Raw genomic sequence first — 16,562 nt, forward strand, 5'->3', positions numbered from 1 at the left:
AAGCTACGCTCGTTTCACAAACTTGTGAAGACTGTAGGGTCACGGGGTGAGTGTCGAGGAGCCGACCATGAACGTGCCGCCCCGCCACGACGAGGAAGAGGTCCACCTCTTCATCGAGCGGATGGCGATGGCCTTCGCCGACGTGGGCTTCCCCCGGATGGCCGCCCGGGTCCTGTTCACGGTGATGAGCGCCGACGGCCCGCTCACCGCGGGCGAGATCGCCGAGCGGCTCGGCGTCAGCGCGGCGGCGGTCAGCGGCGCGGTCCGCTACCTGACCCAGTTCGCCATGCTGGTCCGCGAGCCGGTCAAGGGTTCCCGGAGCGACCGCTACCGGATGCCCGACAACCCCTGGTACGAGGCGACGATCACCAAGACCACGATCTACAAGAACTTCATCGACATCGCCGCCGGCGGGGTCGACGCGCTGCACGGCCGCAGCACGCCGGCCGGTGAGCGGGTCGCCGAGATGCGCGACTTCTTCCTCTTCGTACAGGAGGAACTGGAATCGCTCGGCGACCGGTGGCGGGCCCGGCGGGCCGCGACCGGGCACGGTGGACCGGCCGGCGGCTGAGCCGTCAGCGGGTGTTGCCCCAGCGGGCCTGCTCCAGCAGGTCCACCGCGCGGTCCCGGGCAGACGGGTCGTCGTCGGCGCGCAGCAGCGCTGTGGCCTCGTCCACCGCGTCGGTCAGGTGCCGCCACTGCAGATCCCGCTCCCGCACCAGGTCCGACTGGGCGGCGAGCTGCCGGGTCTTCACCCACAGGTCGACGAAGACTGTCACCTTCGCCCGCAGCACCCACGGGTCGAACGGCTTGGTCAGGTAGTCGACCGCGCCCGCCGCGTAGCCGCGCAGCGCGAGCTGCGCGTCCTTGTCCGCGGCGGTCAGGAAGATGATCGGTACGTGCCGGGTGCGCTCGCGCCGCTTGATGTGGGTGGCCGTCTCGAAGCCGTCCATGTCCGGCATCTGGGCGTCCAGCAGGATCACCGCGAAGTCGTCCACGAGGAGCTGCTTGAGCGCGGCCTCGCCGCTCTCCACCGCGACCGACTGCACCGGAAGGCCCTGGAGGATCGCCTCCAACGCCATCAGGTTCTCCCGCCGGTCGTCCACCAGCAGGGCCTTGGCCGTCTGCGTCACGGGTTCTCCTCGCCTCGGCTGCGGCCGATCCAGGACGCCATCAGCTCGATCAGCTCGTCCAGGTCCACCGGCTTGGTGATGTAGTCGCTGCCGCCGGCGCTGAGCGCCGACTCCCGGTCGCCGGGCATCGCCTTGGCGGTCAGGAAGACGATCGGCAGGTCCGCGAACCGGTGGTTGCGGCGGATCTGCGCGGTCGTCTCGTACCCGTCCTGGTCCGGCATCATGGCGTCCATCAGGACGATGTCCACCTCCGGGTGCTCGGCGAGCTGGCGGACGCCGTCCGCCCCGTTGTCCGAGTACAACACGGTCATGCCGTGCAGTTCCAACGCGGACGTCAGCGCGAACACGTTCCGCACGTCGTCGTCGATGATCAGCACTGTCACGCCGTCCAGCCGCCGGGTGGCGGGCGTCTCCTGCGGCTGCGGCAGCTCCATCGGCATGAGCAGCGACGACGGCAGGCCCGCGCGGCTCGGCGACGGTGGCGCCGGCGCCACCACCGCGTCCGGCGCCAGCACCTCGGGTACGAAGAGAGTGAACGTCGAACCCTGACCGGGCGCGGACGAGACGGTGATCGTGCCGCCGAGCAGGCGGGCCAGATCGCGGCTGATGGACAGCCCGAGGCCGGTCCCGCCGTACCGCCTGCTGGTCGTGCCGTCCGCCTGCTGGAACGCCTCGAAGATCAGCGACAGCTTGTCGTCGGAGATCCCGATCCCGGTGTCTATCACTGTGAACGCGATCACCCGCTGCGCGTTCGTCAGCGCCGGCACGTCGAAGACGGCGTTCTCGGCCGCCGGGCCGATGCGCAGCGTCACCGCGCCGTTGTCGGTGAACTTCACCGCGTTGGAGAGCAGGTTGCGCAGGATCTGCTGCAACCGCTGGGCGTCGGTCACCAGCGCCGGCGGCAGGTCGCCGCTGACCCGTACCTGGAAGTCCAGGCCCTTCTCCTCGGCCTGCGGCGCGAACGCCTGCTCCACATAGCTCCGGATCTCGGCGAACTGGATCTCGGTGGGCTCCACGTCCATCCGGCCCGCCTCGATCTTGGACAGGTCGAGGATGTCGTCGATCAGCGACAGCAGGTCCGACCCGGCGCCGTGGATGGTCCGGGCGAACTCGATCTGCTTCGCGCTGAGGTTGCGCTCCGGGTTCTCGGCGAGCAGCCGGGCCAGCAGGAGCAGCGAGTTCAGCGGCGTACGCAGCTCGTGGCTCATGTTGGCCAGGAACTCCGACTTGTACGCCGACGCCCGGGTGAGCTGCTGCGCCTTCTCCTCCAGGCCGAGGCGGGCCAGCTCGATCTCCCGGTTCTGCGTCTCGATGTTCGCCTTCTGCTCGGACAGCAGCTTCGCCTTGTCCTCCAGCTCGGCGTTTGTGCGCTGCAACTCGGCCGACTGGTCCTGCATCTCGTGCGCCAGCCGCTGCGACTGCGCCAGCAGCTCCTCCGTACGCCGGTTGGCCTGGATGGTGTTGACCGCGACGCCGATGGTGAGCACCAGCCGCTCCAGGAACGCCAGGTGCAGGTCGGAGAACGTGGCCACGCCGGCGAACTCGATCACGGCGAGCAGCTCGCCCTCGAATAGGACCGGGAGCACCACCAGGTCGGCCGGGGGCGTGTCGGCCAGCCCGGAACGCACCACGAGGCGCCCGTCCGGCTGCGCCTTGACCCGGATGGTCCGGCGGGACAGCGCGGCCTGCCCGACCAGCCCCTCACCCGGACCGAACGTCACGTCGTGCCCCCGGGCCACGTACCCGTAGGAGGCGGTGAGCCGCAGCCGCATGCTGCCCTCGGAGCTGTCCGCCAGGAAGAACGCACCGAGCTGCGCGTCCACCAGCGGGGTCACCTCCATCATGATCATGCGGCAGACCTCGCCCAGGTCGCGCTGGCCCTGGAGCAGGCCGCCGATGCGGGCCAGGTTGGAGTCGAGCCAGCCCTGCTCGGCGTTCTTCTTCGTCGTCTCCCGGAGGGTGACGATCATCTGGTTGATGTTGTCCTTCAGCTCGGCGACCTCGCCCTGCGCCTTCACGTTGATCCGCTGGGTCAGGTCGCCCCGGGTCACGGACGTGGAGACCTGCGCGATCGCGCGCAACTGCGTGGTGAGGGTGGAGGCGAGCTGGTTGACGTTCTCGGTGAGGTCGCGCCACGTACCGGAGACGCCCTTGACCTGCGCCTGACCACCCAGCTTGCCCTCGGTACCCACCTCGCGGGCCACCCGCGTCACCTCGTCGGCGAACGAGGAGAGCTGGTCCACCATCGTGTTGACGGTGTTCTTCAGCTCCAGGATCTCGCCCTGCGCGTCCACCGTGATCTTCTGACCCAGGTCGCCGTTCGCCACCGCGGTGGTGACCGAGGCGATGTTCCGCACCTGGCTGGTCAGGTTCGACGCCATCGAGTTCACGTTGTCGGTCAGGTCCCGCCACGTACCCGAGACGCCCTTGACCTGCGCCTGACCACCCAGCTTGCCCTCGGTGCCCACCTCGCGCGCCACCCGCGTCACCTCGTCGGCGAACGAGGAGAGCTGATCCACCATCGTGTTGACAGTGGACTTCAGCTCCAGGATCTCGCCCCGGGCGTCAACGGTGATCTTCTGCGACAGGTCACCCTTCGCGACGGCTGTCGACACCTGGGCGATGTTGCGCACCTGCGCGGTCAGGTTCGACGCCATCGAGTTCACGTTGTCGGTCAGGTCCCGCCAGGTGCCGGCGACGCCGCGTACCTGGGCCTGACCACCCAGCTTGCCCTCGGTACCCACCTCGCGGGCCACCCGCGTCACCTCGTCGGCGAACGACGAGAGCTGATCCACCATCGTGTTGACAGTGGACTTCAGCTCCAGGATCTCGCCCCGGGCGTCAACGGTGATCTTCTGCGACAGGTCACCCTTCGCCACCGCCGTGGTGACCGAGGCGATGTTCCGCACCTGGCTGGTCAGGTTCGACGCCATCGAGTTCACGTTGTCGGTCAGGTCCCGCCACGTACCCGAGACGCCCTTGACCTGGGCCTGACCACCCAGCTTGCCCTCGGTACCCACCTCGCGCGCCACCCGCGTCACCTCGTCGGCGAACGAGGAGAGCTGGTCCACCATCGTGTTGACGGTGTTCTTCAGCTCCAGGATCTCGCCCTGCGCGTCCACGGTGATCTTCTGACCCAGGTCGCCCTTGGCCACCGCCGTGGAGACCTGGGAGATGTTGCGGACCTGGCTGGTCAGGTTGCCGGCGAGCTGGTTCACGTTCTCGGTGAGGTCACGCCAGGTGCCGGAGACGCCGCGCACCTGCGCCTGGCCGCCCAGCTTGCCCTCGATGCCCACCTCGCGCGCCACGCGCGTGACCTCGTCGGCGAACGACGACAGCTGGTCCACCATCGTGTTGACGGTGTCCTTCAGCTCCAGGATCTCACCCTGCGCGGCCACCGTGATCTTCTGCGACAGATCACCCTTGGCCACAGCCGTCGACACCTGCGCGATGTTGCGCACCTGCGCGGTCAGGTTCGACGCCATCGAGTTGACGTTGTCGGTCAGGTCCTTCCACGTGCCGGCCACGCCCGGCACCTCGGCCTGGCCGCCCAGCTTGCCCTCGGTGCCCACCTCGCGGGCCACCCGGGTCACCTGCTCGGCGAACAGCCGCAGCGTGTCGGTTAGCGAGTTCATCGTGTCGGCAAGCTCGGCGACCTCGCCGCGCGCCCCGACCGTGATCTTCTGCGACAGGTCGCCCTTCGCGACGGCGGTGGCCACCTGCGAGATCGACCGCACCTGGCCGGTGAGGTTCGACGCCATGGTGTTCACCGAGTCGGTGAGGTCCTTCCAGGTGCCCGCCACGCCACGCACGTCGGCCTGGCCGCCCAGCTTGCCCTCGGTGCCCACCTCACGGGCCACCCGCGTCACCTCGTCGGCGAACGACGACAGCTGGTCCACCATCGTGTTCACCGTGCGGCCGATGCGCAGGTACTCACCCCGGAGCGGACGACCGTCTATCTCCAGCGCCATGTGCTGGGAGAGGTCACCGTCGGCCACCGCCACGATCACCCGGGCGATCTCCGTGGTCGGCCGGCCCAGGTCGTCGATGAGCGAGTTGACCGCCCGCTGCCCCTCCGCCCACGAGCCGTCCAGGCCCTCGTCGTCCAGGCGCTCGGTGAGCCGGCCGTCGCGGCCGACGATCCGGCTGATCCGGCGCAGGTCCAGGTGCTGCCGCTCCTGCAACGACACCACGTCGTTGAAGGCGTCGGCGACCTCACCGGGCAGGCCCGCGCGGCGTGGCAGGCGTACCCGCAGGTCACCGTGCGCCACCCGGCGCAACGCGTCGACCAGCTCGCCGAGGAGCACCTCGTGGTCGGACGCGGACGGGTCCGCGGTCACCGACTGTTTTGCCGTGGTCATGGTTCCTCGCTCCGCTCGGGCTCGTGCCGTCACGCGGCCATCCCATCATTCTGCCGCGCGATCCGTCGAGGTCACGGCGTGCAACCCCGCGTCACGCGCCGTATCCGCCCGACTGGCCGGTTCGCCGGACGCTTGGCACCCGGGGTCGGGGCGGTGGAGGATACGGAGGTGTCAGCGGAGGCGGGGGCCACTCGGAGCGGCGGTGCGGACGAGCACGTCCGCCGGGTCCGCCTCCCCGCCGACCGCCGCACCCCGGCGGCGGCCCGCGCCGTGGTGCGCACCATGCTGCTCGAAGCCCGGCTGCCCGAACTGCTGAACGAGGCGCTGCTGCTCACCACCGAGCTGACCACGAACGCCGTCGAGCACGCGCGCACCGAACTGGACATCGAGGTCGAAGCCGACCCGAACGGCCTCACCGTCACCGTCACCGACTTCGCCTCCGGGCCGGTCGACGAGCTGATCGTCGGCGTGCGCAACACCACCTCCGACATCGCCGAGGTCGCCACGCGGGGGCGCGGGCTGCTGCTCGTCGACCACTTCTCCAGCCGATGGGGCACCACGTACCTGCCCACCGGCAAGGGCGTCTGGTTCCGCCTGGACCGGCCCGGCCCCGGCGGGCCCGCCCGCCCGTCGGCCGGCCCGCCGCCGGTGACCGAGCCGGAACGCACCGGCGACGGTACGCCCAGCGCCGCCGCGATGAGCGAGTTGATGCAGATCACCCCCGACCCGTACGCGGACGAGCCGCTGGCCGAGTTCGCCACCGGCCTGCTGACCCGGGTCGGCGAGATGGTGGGCGCCGCCGGTGGCACGGTCCGGCTGGACCGGGGCGACGGACTCGGCACCCAGGTGTTCGCCCGGTACGGCCGGCACCCGCGTGAGAGCAACGAGCTGCTGCGCGTACCGCTCGCCGTGCACCGCCCGTACACCGGCGAGCTGGAACTGGACGCGGCGCCCTCGACGTACGCCCGGCCGCTGGCGGTGCTGGCCGCCGAGCGGCTGTCGCTGCACCTCGAGAACGACCGCCTGCGCCGCGCCGACGTGCGCCGGTCCACCTGGCTGACGTTCCTGGCCGAGGCCAGTGAACTGCTCGCCCAGTCGCTGGACGTCGAACTGACCATGGCGCTCATCCCGCAGCTCGTGGTGCCCCGGCTCGGCCAGTGGTGCGCCGTGCACACCACCGACGAGTGGGGGCGGCTGCGCCTCGCCGCGTCCAGCCACGCCGACGAGGCCATGCTGCCGCAGCTGCACCGGATCCTCCAGGAGACCGGCCCGGACTCGATCCAGTCCCGGCTGCGCGAGGCGTCCCGCAACGCCGCCCAGGTGCCGCTCGGCGGCCCGATGGAGGGCTTCGCCGTACCGCTGATCGCCCGTGGGCAACGGCTCGGCACCCTCGCCGTGGGCCGGCACCAGCGGCACCGGCACGACCCGGACGAGGTCTCCGTGCTGGAGGACGTGGCCCGCCGCGCCGCGCTCGCGATCGAGAACGCCCGCATCCACGCCGAACGCCGCCGGGTCGCCCAGACGCTCCAGCAGTCGCTGCTGCCGCCGGTGCTCCCGGTGGTCGAGGGCATCGGCTTCGCCGCCGAGTACGTCCCCACCGGCGACGACGCGGAGGTCGGCGGCGACTTCTACGACGTGGTCCCGTTGCCGGACGGCCGCTGGCTCGTGGTGGTCGGCGACGTGTCAGGCAAGGGCGTGCAGGCCGCCGCCGTGACCGGCCTGGTCCGGGACGTGATCCGGGTTCTCGTCGGCGACGGCAAGCCGCTGCCCGAGGTGCTCAGCCGGCTCAACGAGACGCTCGTCGAGCGGGGCGGCGGACGCTACTGCACGCTGGCGCTGGCGGCGGTCACGCCCGGCGACGGCGACCAGCTCGACGTCTCGCTGCACCTGGCCGGCCACGACCGCCCGGTGCTGCTGCACGGCGGGGGCGGCGCCACGTTCGTCGGGACCGGCGGTACGGCGCTGGGCCTGCTCGACGCCATCAGCACGCCCACCGCCGAGCTGGCGCTCAAGCCCGGCGACGCGCTGATCTTCTACACCGACGGGGTCACCGAGCGGCGGCGCGGACGCGAGCTGTTCGGCACCGAACGGCTGCGCGAGTCGGCGGCGCCGCTGGCCGGGTACTCGGCCGACGTGGTGGCCGCCCGGCTGCGCGCCGCCACCATCGCCTTCTCCGTCGAGCCCCCACGCGACGACATAGCCATCCTGGTCCTCCGAAACGACACCCCGTAGCCCTCTTCTGCCCGCCCACCCCGACTCCGGCCCGGCTCCGGCGGTGATCAAGGAGTTTGCGGCTTGGGGAGGCGCGAAACGTGACACAAACTCCTTGATCACGACAGTGGTGAGGACCCCGGGCGCCAGTGCGGGTTGTCGGTGGGCGGGTGGGCTGCGCCAGCTCGCCGAGGTGGCGGCATCCGGGGCACGCGGACACGACCACCACCCCGAACTGGCGATCGGCGACAACAGCTCGCCGAGGTGGCGGCATACAGCCACGCGGATACGACCACTACGCCGAACCGGCGGTGGACTGCACCAGTTCGCCGAGGTGGCGGCATCCGGCGCGCGCGGACACAACCACCAACCCGAACTGGCGATCCGCGGCACAAGCTCGCCGAGCTGGCGGCATCCGGCGCACGCGGACACAACCACCACGCCGAACTGGCGATCCGCGGCACAAGCTCGCCGAAGTGGCGGTATCCGGCGCACGTGGACACGACCACGACGCCGAACTCGCGATCGGCGACACCAGCTCGCCGAGATGGCGGTGCCCGGCAGCACGCGGACACCACCACCCCAACTGGCGATCGGCGACACCAGCTCGCCGAGCTGGCGGCATCCGGCGCGCGCGGACACGACCACTACCCCGAACTGGTGCCTGCCGCTGCCGCGCCCGCTTCAACGGGCGTCCGGTGCGGTGACAGCCTGGAGCCCCGGGGCGCGCAGGCCGAGGCGGCCGTGTTCAGAGGCCGCCGGGGAGGCGGCCGGGAGCCAGGCGGTGGTGCGGGTCCAGGTGGGCCTTGGCGCTGCGCAGGCGCGGCAACGCGGGCAGCTCGCCCCAGAGGTCGACGGTACGGCGCACCGCCGTCGGCGCGGCCACCACCACGCACCGGCCCTGCCGGGCGATCAGGACGCTGCGGACAGCGGTGAGGATCGAGGCGACCCGCTCCGGCGGCAGCGCGCCGGGCAGGGCGGCGTGCACGGCGCCCGTGCCGGCCGAGCCGCGTACCGGCACGGGGGCGCCGGCGGCGTCACGTAGCGCGTAGACGGCGGCGTGCAGGTCGTTGATCGGCACCTCGATGCGCAGCGCGGTGTCTCCGGGCGCGAACGGGTAGCGCCCCCACCACTCCGGCGCGTGGTGGCCGACCATCGCCGGGGCGCCGAGGACTGCGGTCAGCCGTTCGGCCCGCTCGGTCACGTCGGCCGGGCCGCCCTCCAGCAGCACCACGAGGCTGCCCGCCGCGGGCCGGCCGGTCACGGCCGGGTGATCGGGGCGGTTGATCACCGACGGGTGCGTGGCCGGAATCCGGCGACGGGGCAACGGCACCGGCACCGGCAGGTCCAGTTCGACGGCGGCCGGGCCGACGCCGGACGCCAGCACGGCCCGGACCAGGTCGTGCACCTCCAGCGGCGTCCACACCGGGCGGGACACCCAGACCCGGCTCGCCGGCACGGCCTGCACCCGCATGGTGGCCGAGACCAGCACGCCGAGCCCGCCCTGCGAGCCGCAGAGCAGCCGGGCCACGTCCAGCCCGGGCATCCCACCCCGACCGAGGATCGCGTCGCCGCCACCGCGACCCGGATCTCCGCCGGCACTGCCCCACTGCCCGCCGGCATCCCAGCCCGCACCAGCCGCCGGATCTCCGGCACCCCAGCCGGGACCGCCCGCCAGACCGCCGGCACCCCAGCCGGGATCGTCCGCCACACCGGCAGGCCCAGAGCCGGCACCGGTGCCCGTCGGAGCGCGTCCGCCCGGTCGGCCACCGCCAACACCCGGGGCGGCCCGGCCGAGCGCCGCCGTGCCGGACTCTCCGATGCTCACCAGCTCGCCGTCGGCGTCGAGGTAGCGCACGCCGATGAGCTGTGCGCACGGGCTGCCGTGCCGGTGGCGAAGCGGGCCGGACTCGTCGGCGGCGAGCACCCCGCCGAGCGTCGCCCCCGGCGAGGGCGCGTCGACCGGCAGCCGCCGGTTGGTGCGTGCCAGCGTGGCCTGGACCGCGCGCATCGGGGTACCGGCGCCGATCTCGGCCACCGCCGCGTCGCGCGGCTCGTGCCAGACCCCGGCGAGGCGGCCGGTGTCGAGCATGATGTCCACCTGCGCCGGAGCGGCCCCCCAGTCGATCTTCGTGCCGGCGCCGCGCGGCACCACTGTCAGGTCGTACGCGGCGGCCAGCCGCAACACCTCGGCGGCGGCGTGCGGGCCGCCCGGCACCGCCACCCAACGGGCGGTACGCCCGGCCACCTCGTCGGCCGGGCCGGCGAAGCGGGCGAACGGCGAACCGCAGATCTCCGCCAGCTTCCGGGTGATGTCGAGGGCTCCGGGTCGGTTGGTGGAACGAGCTGCATCCGCCATGGCGGTCATCGTACACATGTTCGAAAGCCCTGGCGGCGAGTCGTCGGATTCGCGCGGTGGGCGGCCCCGGCGGTGGCCCGGCGCCCGGTAACGTGGCGCCGTGACCGAAACCCCACTGCCCGTCGCCAAGCGCGTCCCGACCGAGCGCGTCCATCACGGTGACACAGTCCTCGACGAGTACGCCTGGCTCGCCACGAAGGACGACCCGGACACGATCGCCTACCTGGACGCCGAGAACGCGTACACCGAGGCGCGCACCGCCCACCTGGCCGAGCTGCGCGCGGAGCTGTTCGAGGAGACGCGCCGGCGCACCCAGGAGACCGACCTGTCGGTGCCGACCCGCAAGGACGGTCACTGGTACTACACCCGCACCGTCGAGGGGCAGCAGTACGGCGTGCACTGCCGCCGCGCGGTCCGCCCCGGCGAGACCGCGCCCCCGGTCAGCGCGGACGGCGCGCCGCTCGACGGCGAGGAGGTGCTGCTCGACGGCAACCAGCTCGCCGAGGGGCACGACTTCTTCTCGCTCGGCGCGTTCGACGTCAGCCCGGACGGCCGCTGGCTGGCCTACTCGACCGACTTCTCCGGCGACGAGCGCTTCACGCTGCGGATCAAAGACCTGACCAGCGGTGAGTCGCTGCCGGACGAGGTGCCGGACACGTTCTACGGCACGGCGTGGTCGAGCGACGCCTCGACGCTGTTCTACGTCACTGTGGACGAGGCGTGGCGGCCGAACCGGGTCTGGCGGCACACCGTCGGCACGTCGTCCACCGAGGACGTGGTGGTCTATCAGGAGGACGACGAGCGGTTCTGGGTCGGCGTCGAGCTGACCCGCTCCGAGCGCTTCGTGGTGATCGACATCCACAGCAAGATCACCAGCGAGGTGCGGGTGATCCCGGCGGCCAACCCGACCGGCGAGCCCGCCGTCGTGGCCCCGCGGCGTCAGGGCATCGAGTACGCGGTGGAGCACCACGGCCACCGCTTCCTGATCCTGCACAACGACGGCGCGGAGGACTTCGCGCTCGCGTACACCTCGGCGGACGCGCCGGGCGACTGGACGCCGCTGATCCCGCACACGCCTGGCACCCGGCTTGAGGCGGTCGACGCGTTCGAGAACCACCTCGTGGTCTCGCTGCGCGTCAACGGGCTGACCGGTCTGCGGGTGCTGCCGGTCGGCAGCGACGACAGCTGGGACATCGACTTCCCCGAGCCGATCTACAGCGTCGGGCTGGACGCCAACCCGGAGTACCGCACGAACCAGGTGCGGCTGCGCTACACCTCGCTCGTCACCCCGGACTCGGTCTACGACTACGACCTGGTCACCCGGGAGCTGACGCTGCGGCGGCAGAAGCCGGTACGCCCCGGGCCGGACGGGCGGCCGTACGACCCGGCCGACTACGAGCAGCACCGGGACTGGGCGCTCGCCGACGACGGCACCCGGGTGCCGATCTCGCTCGTGTGCCGCCGGGACACCCCGCGCGACGGCTCGGCGCCCGCCGTCATCTACGGCTACGGGTCGTACGAGGCGAGCATGGACCCGTGGTTCTCGATCGCCCGGCTGAGCCTGCTCGACCGCGGCGTGATCTTCGCGGTGGCGCACATCCGGGGCGGCGGCGAGCTGGGCCGGCGCTGGTACGACGAGGGCAAGCTGCTGGCCAAGAAGAACACGTTCACCGACTTCGTGGCCTGCGCCCGGCACCTGGTCAAGGCGGGCTGGACGGCGAGCGACCGGCTGGTCGCCCGGGGCGCGTCGGCCGGTGGCCTGCTGATGGGCGCGGTGGCGAACCTCGCCCCGGACGCGTTCACCGGGATCGTCGCGCAGGTGCCGTTCGTGGACGCGCTCACCTCGATCCTCGACCCGTCGCTGCCGCTGACGGTCACCGAGTGGGAGGAGTGGGGCAACCCGCTGGACGACCCCGAGGTCTACGCGTACATGAAGTCGTACACGCCGTACGAGAACGTCACCGCCGCCGACTACCCGGCCATCCTGGCGGTGACCAGCCTCAACGACACCCGGGTGCTCTACCACGAGCCGGCCAAGTGGATCGCCCGGTTGCGCGCGACCGCGCCGCAGGGCGACTACCTGCTCAAGACCGAGATGGGCGCGGGTCACGGCGGGCCGAGCGGCCGGTACGACTCGTGGCGCGAGGAGGCGTTCGTCAACGCCTGGATCCTGGACCGCGTCGGCCGCGCGTGAGGGAAGGGCCCCTTATTAACAGACGTCTGTTAATAAGGGGCCCTTCCTTACACCTCGGCGAGCGCGGCGGACAGCACGTGCGGGTCGGCGTTGCCGCCGGTCACGACCGCGACGGTACGGCCGGCCGGCAGCTCGCCACTGTGGAAGAGCCGGGCGGCCAGGGCGACCGCGCCGCTCGGCTCGGCCACCAGTCGCGCGTCCCGGATCAGCCGTCCGGTGGCCGCCATGATCTCGTCCTCGGTCACCGTGACGATGCCGTCGAGCCGGTCCCGCAGGTGGGCCAGCGTCAACGCGGACAGGCTGGTCCGCAGCCCGTCGGCACACGTCCGGTAGGTGCGTTCGACGTCCCAGACGACCACCTCACCGGCGGCGAGCGACTCCCGGGCGTCGGCGGCAAACGCCGGCTCCACACCGATCACGGCGGCGGACGGTCGCAGCGCCTTGACCGCCGTGGCCACACCGGAGCCGAGCCCGCCGCCACCCACCGGCACCAGCACCACGTCCACGTCGGGCAGGTCGGCGACGATCTCCAGCCCGACGGTGCCCTGGCCGGCGATGACCGCCGGGTGGTCGAACGGTGGCAGCAGCGTCGCGCCGGTCTCGGCCACGATCCGTTCCGCCTCGGCGAGGCGGCGGACCGGCGGCACCAGCCGTACGTCCGCGCCGAGCGCCCGCATCCGGGCCACCTTGACCTCCGGCGCGCCCTCGGGGACCACCACCGTGCAGGGCACGCCGAGGGCGCGGGCCGCGTACGCCAGGGCCTGCCCGTGGTTTCCCGACGAGTGGGTGACCACGCCCCGCGACCTGGTCGCCGGATCGAGCCGGGCCACCGCGTGGGTGGCGCCGCGCAGCTTGAACGACCCCACCGGTTGCAGGTTCTCCGGCTTGAGCCACAGCTGATCGTCCCAGAGCACCGGCACCAACGGGGTCCGCAGCACGGTGCCGGCCACGTCCTCGGCGGCGGCCCGGACGTCGGCGATCGAGATCAGCTCCACCGCATCAACCTAGACTGCCGGGATGAGCGACGAGGAGCCCTCGGCGGCGCGACGGGGACCGACCTGGCTGGTCCTCCTGGTGGTCGCCGCCGCGCTTGTCGTCTGCTGCTGCTCGACGGTGATCGGGCTGGTGGTCGCCGGCTCCGCCGGCCTGCTCGGCCGCTGACCGCCGGGCGGACACCGGCCGTCCCGGCCCGGCGGGCGCGGCCGTCCGTGCCGCTCGCCGCCCCGTGCCGGCGAGCAACAGCGGAAGTACGGACCACCGAGCCATCCGGTACGCGGACCGGCACACCCCGGCCGAACGGCCCGCGCGGGACCACGCGGGCCGTTCGGGTCAGCGGGTCCAGGCCGGGTTGCGCCCGGCCCGGCCGAGCAACGCGTCCATGCTGGTCGGCGCCGCCTCGGTGGGCACCGGCGGGCCGAACGCGCCCATCTTCTGCCCGGTGTCGCCCATGCGGTCCATGAACTCGTGCCCCGCCGCCACCACGGCCGGGTCCGCTGTCAGCTCCTGGCCGGTGGCGCGGGCCAGGTCCCACCCGTGCACCGTCAGGTCGATCAGGGCCATCGACCCGACCGTCTCCTGTGACAGCCCCATGCCCGGCGAGACGCCCTCCAGCGCGGCCGGGTCGGACCACGCCTCGGTCAACCGGGCCGCCTCGGTCGCGAACCGGTCCCGCCAGCCGTCGGTCAGGTGGTCGGTCTTGCCGGACCAGTCCACCGTGTCCCGGCGGGCCAGCGCCTGGAAGTTGACCACCACGTCGAACAGGTGACCGAGCAGGTCACGCACCGTGTAGTCGGGGCACGGGGTGGGCAGGCCGAGCTGCTCGTCGGAGATGCCGCGAACCACAGCGACCGTACGCGGCGCCGCGACGGCGAGCAGCTCACTAGTCTTCGTGCTCATAGGGGCAGCCTAGGAGGGTGGTATTGAAGAAATGCGACACGAACCGAGGCGTGACAACCGGGGCATCCTCGATCCGGGCCGGATGCGCCGGCAGGTCCGGTTCCGCCGCCGGATGGCCGCACCGGCGTTGCGCCGGTGGGTGGAGCACTACTGGCTGATCGACTGGGACCTGGACGAGCCGTTCGAGCAACGGGTGGTGCCGCACCCGACCGTGAACGTGGTGTTCCAGGCGCAGGACGGCGCGGCCGAACACGGTGAGATCGCGGGCGTCGACACCGGCCTGTTCGCCATCACGCTGCACGGCGTCGGCCGGGTCTCCGGCGTCCAGTTCCGCCCGGGCGGCTTCCGGCCGTTCTGGCGGCGTCCGGTCGCCGAGCTGACCGGCCGGCGCGTACCGATCACCGACGGGCCGATCTGCCCGGGGACCGACGACGAGCGCTGCGCGAGGCTGGACGAGCTGCTGACCTCGTGGTCGCCGGTCGCGGATCCGCTCAACGCGGAGGCCACCGCGCTGGTCGAGGAGATCCGCGCCGACCGGACCGTGCTGCGGGTGACCGACTTCGCGCGGCGGCGGGGCGTCTCCGTCCGCCGGCTCCAGCGCCTCTTCCTCGACCACGTCGGCGTCGGTCCGAAGTGGGTGATCCGCCGCTACCGGCTCCAGGAGGCGATCGAACAGGCCGCCGCCGGGCCGCTGGACTGGTCGCGGGTCGCCGCCGACCTGGGGTACGCCGACCAGGCCCACCTGGTCCGCGAGTTCACCGCCGTCGCCGGGGTCTCGCCCGCGGCGTACGCCCGCTCGCTGGCGTCCCTGAGACAGTGACGCGCAGCGCACACCGACGGTGACGGTGACGCAGCGTGACAGGCAGCTCAGCGGCGGCGGACCGCGACCACCGCGACGTCGTCCTGGATCTCCGGTGGCGCCAGCTCGACCAGCAGTCGCTGGCAGAACTCGTCCAGGTTGTCGTCCACCCGGGCGGCGGCCACGCCGAGCGCCGCCATCCCGTCGTCGATGGTGGCGTCCCGTCGCTCGATCAGCCCGTCGGTGTAGAGCACGAGCGTCGCCCCGGCGGGAAGCACGAACTCCAGGTCCGGCGGGCGCGGCGCGCGCACGCCGAGCAGCGGCGCGGACTGCGACACGAACTCGACCCGGCCGTCGCGACTCAGCAACGCCGGCAGGTGCCCGGCACTGGCCAGCCGGACCAGCCCGGTCGGCGGGTGCAGCAGCAGCACGCAGATGGTGGCCAGCTCGGTCGGCAGCAGGTTGCGCATCAGCTCGTTGACCCGGTCCAGGATCACCCCGGGTTGATGGCCCTCGACCGCGTACGCGCGCACCGCGTGCCGCAACTCGGCCATCACGGTGGCGGCGTGCAGCGAGTGCCCGGCCACGTCACCGATCGCCACCAGCAGGTGCCCGTCGAGCATCACCAGCTCGTAGAAGTCGCCGCCCACCTCGGTCTGCGCGCTCGCCGGCTCGTACCGCACGGCCAGGTCCAGGCCGACGACGTCGGGCAGGCGCTGCGGCAGCAGGCTGCGCTGCAACGTCACAGCGATGCGGTGCTCCTCGTCGAAGGACCGCTGCGCCTCCACCGCCGAGGCGACGGCCTGGGCGAGCTGCACCAGCACCGGCGTACGGACGGTCTGGGTGGCGGTCGGCACCACCACGTACAGCGGGGCCCGGTCCTCCCGCAGCCGGGAGGCGGCCACCGTCACCGTGTCCCCGTCCGGCCAGCCCGTCAGCGCCCAGTTGCCCGGGTCGTCGACGCGTACCCGGGTGCCGATCGGTACTCCGGTGTCGTCCACCACCCACGGCACGATCCTGGCCGGCGTGTGCGGGTCGACCGCCACCCCGGCCAGGCAGTCCCCGTCGAACGTCTCGGCGACCACCGCCGCGGGGGCCTTGAAGATCCGTGCCGCGCCGCTCGCGGCCGCCTCCAGCAGCCGGACGAAGTTCGGCGTCGCGTGCATCTCCACTGTGGCGTCGGCGAGCGCGGCGAGCCGCTCGGCGAGCTGCTCGGCACGCAGCCGGGCCTGGTAGTAGCGCAGCACCGCGTGCGCGGTGGCGACCAGTTCCTCCGGCTCGATCGGCTCGGCCAGGTAGGCGTCCGCGCCCCGGGTGAGACCCTGGGCCCGGTCGACCACGTCCACCGCGTGAGCGGAGACGTGGATGACCGGGATGTACGGGTGCGTTTCCTTGATCCGTTCGCACACCTCGAAGCCGCTCATGTCGGGCAGCCGCACGTCGAGCACCACGAGGTCGACGTGCTCCCGGGCCACCCGGTCCAGCGCCTCCGTGCCGTTCTCCGCCTCGATGGTGACGAAACCGGCCCGGGTGAGCCAGTTCACCAGCAGGTACCGCTTGGGGCCGCTGTCGTCGACCACCAGCACGGTCACCGCCCCGCTGTCCACCG

At 72.4% G+C, this 16,562-nt stretch carries 11 protein-coding genes; 5 read left to right on the forward strand and 6 right to left on the reverse strand.

Annotation, left to right across the window (positions count from 1 at the left end):
* Positions 1–46: 46 nt before the first annotated feature.
* Positions 47–571 carry a GbsR/MarR family transcriptional regulator gene (locus tag AMK25_RS03645; protein ID WP_241826230.1) on the forward strand — a complete coding sequence of 175 codons (525 nt, stop codon included), beginning with the start codon at positions 47–49 and terminating at the stop codon, positions 569–571.
* A 4-nt stretch (positions 572–575) separates the two neighbouring features.
* Here AMK25_RS03645 and AMK25_RS03650 read toward each other — a convergent pair whose 3' ends face one another.
* Positions 576–1,133 carry a response regulator gene (locus tag AMK25_RS03650; protein WP_073826503.1) on the reverse strand — a complete coding sequence of 186 codons (558 nt, stop codon included), beginning with the start codon at positions 1,131–1,133 and terminating at the stop codon, positions 576–578.
* Positions 1,130–5,494 (reverse strand): HAMP domain-containing protein, encoded by a 4,365-nt coding sequence (locus AMK25_RS03655; protein ID WP_073826505.1) that lies wholly within the window; start codon positions 5,492–5,494, stop codon positions 1,130–1,132. The genes AMK25_RS03650 and AMK25_RS03655 overlap by 4 nt, the downstream gene beginning before the upstream one ends.
* Before the next feature lie 168 nt (positions 5,495–5,662).
* Here AMK25_RS03655 and AMK25_RS03660 point away from each other — a divergent pair, with 168 nt between their 5' ends.
* Positions 5,663–7,726 carry a SpoIIE family protein phosphatase gene (locus tag AMK25_RS03660; RefSeq protein ID WP_073826508.1) on the forward strand — a complete coding sequence of 688 codons (2,064 nt, stop codon included), beginning with the start codon at positions 5,663–5,665 and terminating at the stop codon, positions 7,724–7,726.
* A 727-nt stretch (positions 7,727–8,453) separates the two neighbouring features.
* Here the strand turns inward: AMK25_RS03660 and AMK25_RS03665 are convergent.
* Complete coding sequence (locus AMK25_RS03665; RefSeq protein ID WP_073827063.1) at positions 8,454–10,064, reverse strand: FAD-binding oxidoreductase; 1,611 nt, start codon at positions 10,062–10,064, stop codon at positions 8,454–8,456.
* Between the two features lie 100 nt (positions 10,065–10,164).
* On the opposite strand from AMK25_RS03665, the gene AMK25_RS03670 reads away from it, so the two are divergent.
* Complete coding sequence (locus AMK25_RS03670) at positions 10,165–12,258, forward strand: S9 family peptidase (RefSeq protein WP_073826511.1); 2,094 nt, start codon at positions 10,165–10,167, stop codon at positions 12,256–12,258.
* A gap of 47 nt (positions 12,259–12,305) precedes the next feature.
* Here AMK25_RS03670 and AMK25_RS03675 read toward each other — a convergent pair whose 3' ends face one another.
* Entirely contained in the window at positions 12,306–13,253 is a 948-nt protein-coding gene (locus AMK25_RS03675; protein WP_073826513.1) for a threonine ammonia-lyase, read from the reverse strand.
* Positions 13,254–13,275: 22 nt separating this feature from the next.
* On the opposite strand from AMK25_RS03675, the gene AMK25_RS32300 reads away from it, so the two are divergent.
* Entirely contained in the window at positions 13,276–13,419 is a 144-nt protein-coding gene (locus tag AMK25_RS32300; protein ID WP_198937428.1) for a hypothetical protein, read from the forward strand.
* A gap of 168 nt (positions 13,420–13,587) precedes the next feature.
* Here the strand turns inward: AMK25_RS32300 and AMK25_RS03680 are convergent, their stop codons facing one another.
* Positions 13,588–14,154 (reverse strand): TIGR03086 family metal-binding protein, encoded by a 567-nt coding sequence (locus AMK25_RS03680; RefSeq protein WP_073826518.1) that lies wholly within the window; start codon positions 14,152–14,154, stop codon positions 13,588–13,590.
* Positions 14,155–14,185: 31 nt separating this feature from the next.
* Here AMK25_RS03680 and AMK25_RS03685 point away from each other — a divergent pair, with 31 nt between their 5' ends.
* Positions 14,186–14,974, forward strand: a complete 789-nt coding sequence (locus AMK25_RS03685; RefSeq protein ID WP_073826521.1) for a helix-turn-helix domain-containing protein — start codon at positions 14,186–14,188, stop codon at positions 14,972–14,974.
* A gap of 47 nt (positions 14,975–15,021) precedes the next feature.
* Here AMK25_RS03685 and AMK25_RS03690 read toward each other — a convergent pair whose 3' ends face one another.
* Complete coding sequence (locus tag AMK25_RS03690; protein ID WP_073826524.1) at positions 15,022–16,560, reverse strand: SpoIIE family protein phosphatase; 1,539 nt, start codon at positions 16,558–16,560, stop codon at positions 15,022–15,024.
* Positions 16,561–16,562: the final 2 nt, after the last annotated feature.

The sequence above is a fragment of the Micromonospora sp. TSRI0369 genome, assembly GCF_001905625.1.
In the GTDB taxonomy this organism is placed as follows: Bacteria; Actinomycetota; Actinomycetes; order Mycobacteriales; family Micromonosporaceae; genus Micromonospora; species Micromonospora echinospora_A.

Coding starts and splice junctions, on each gene's coding strand:
- AMK25_RS03655 (WP_073826505.1), bottom strand. CDS start 5,494: ATGACCACGGCAAAACAGTCGGTGACCGCGGACCCGTCCGCGTCCGAC.
- AMK25_RS03685 (WP_073826521.1), top strand. CDS start 14,186: ATGCGACACGAACCGAGGCGTGACAACCGGGGCATCCTCGATCCGGGC.
- AMK25_RS03665 (WP_073827063.1), bottom strand. CDS start 10,064: ATGGCGGATGCAGCTCGTTCCACCAACCGACCCGGAGCCCTCGACATC.
- AMK25_RS03680 (WP_073826518.1), bottom strand. CDS start 14,154: ATGAGCACGAAGACTAGTGAGCTGCTCGCCGTCGCGGCGCCGCGTACG.
- AMK25_RS32300 (WP_198937428.1), top strand. CDS start 13,276: ATGAGCGACGAGGAGCCCTCGGCGGCGCGACGGGGACCGACCTGGCTG.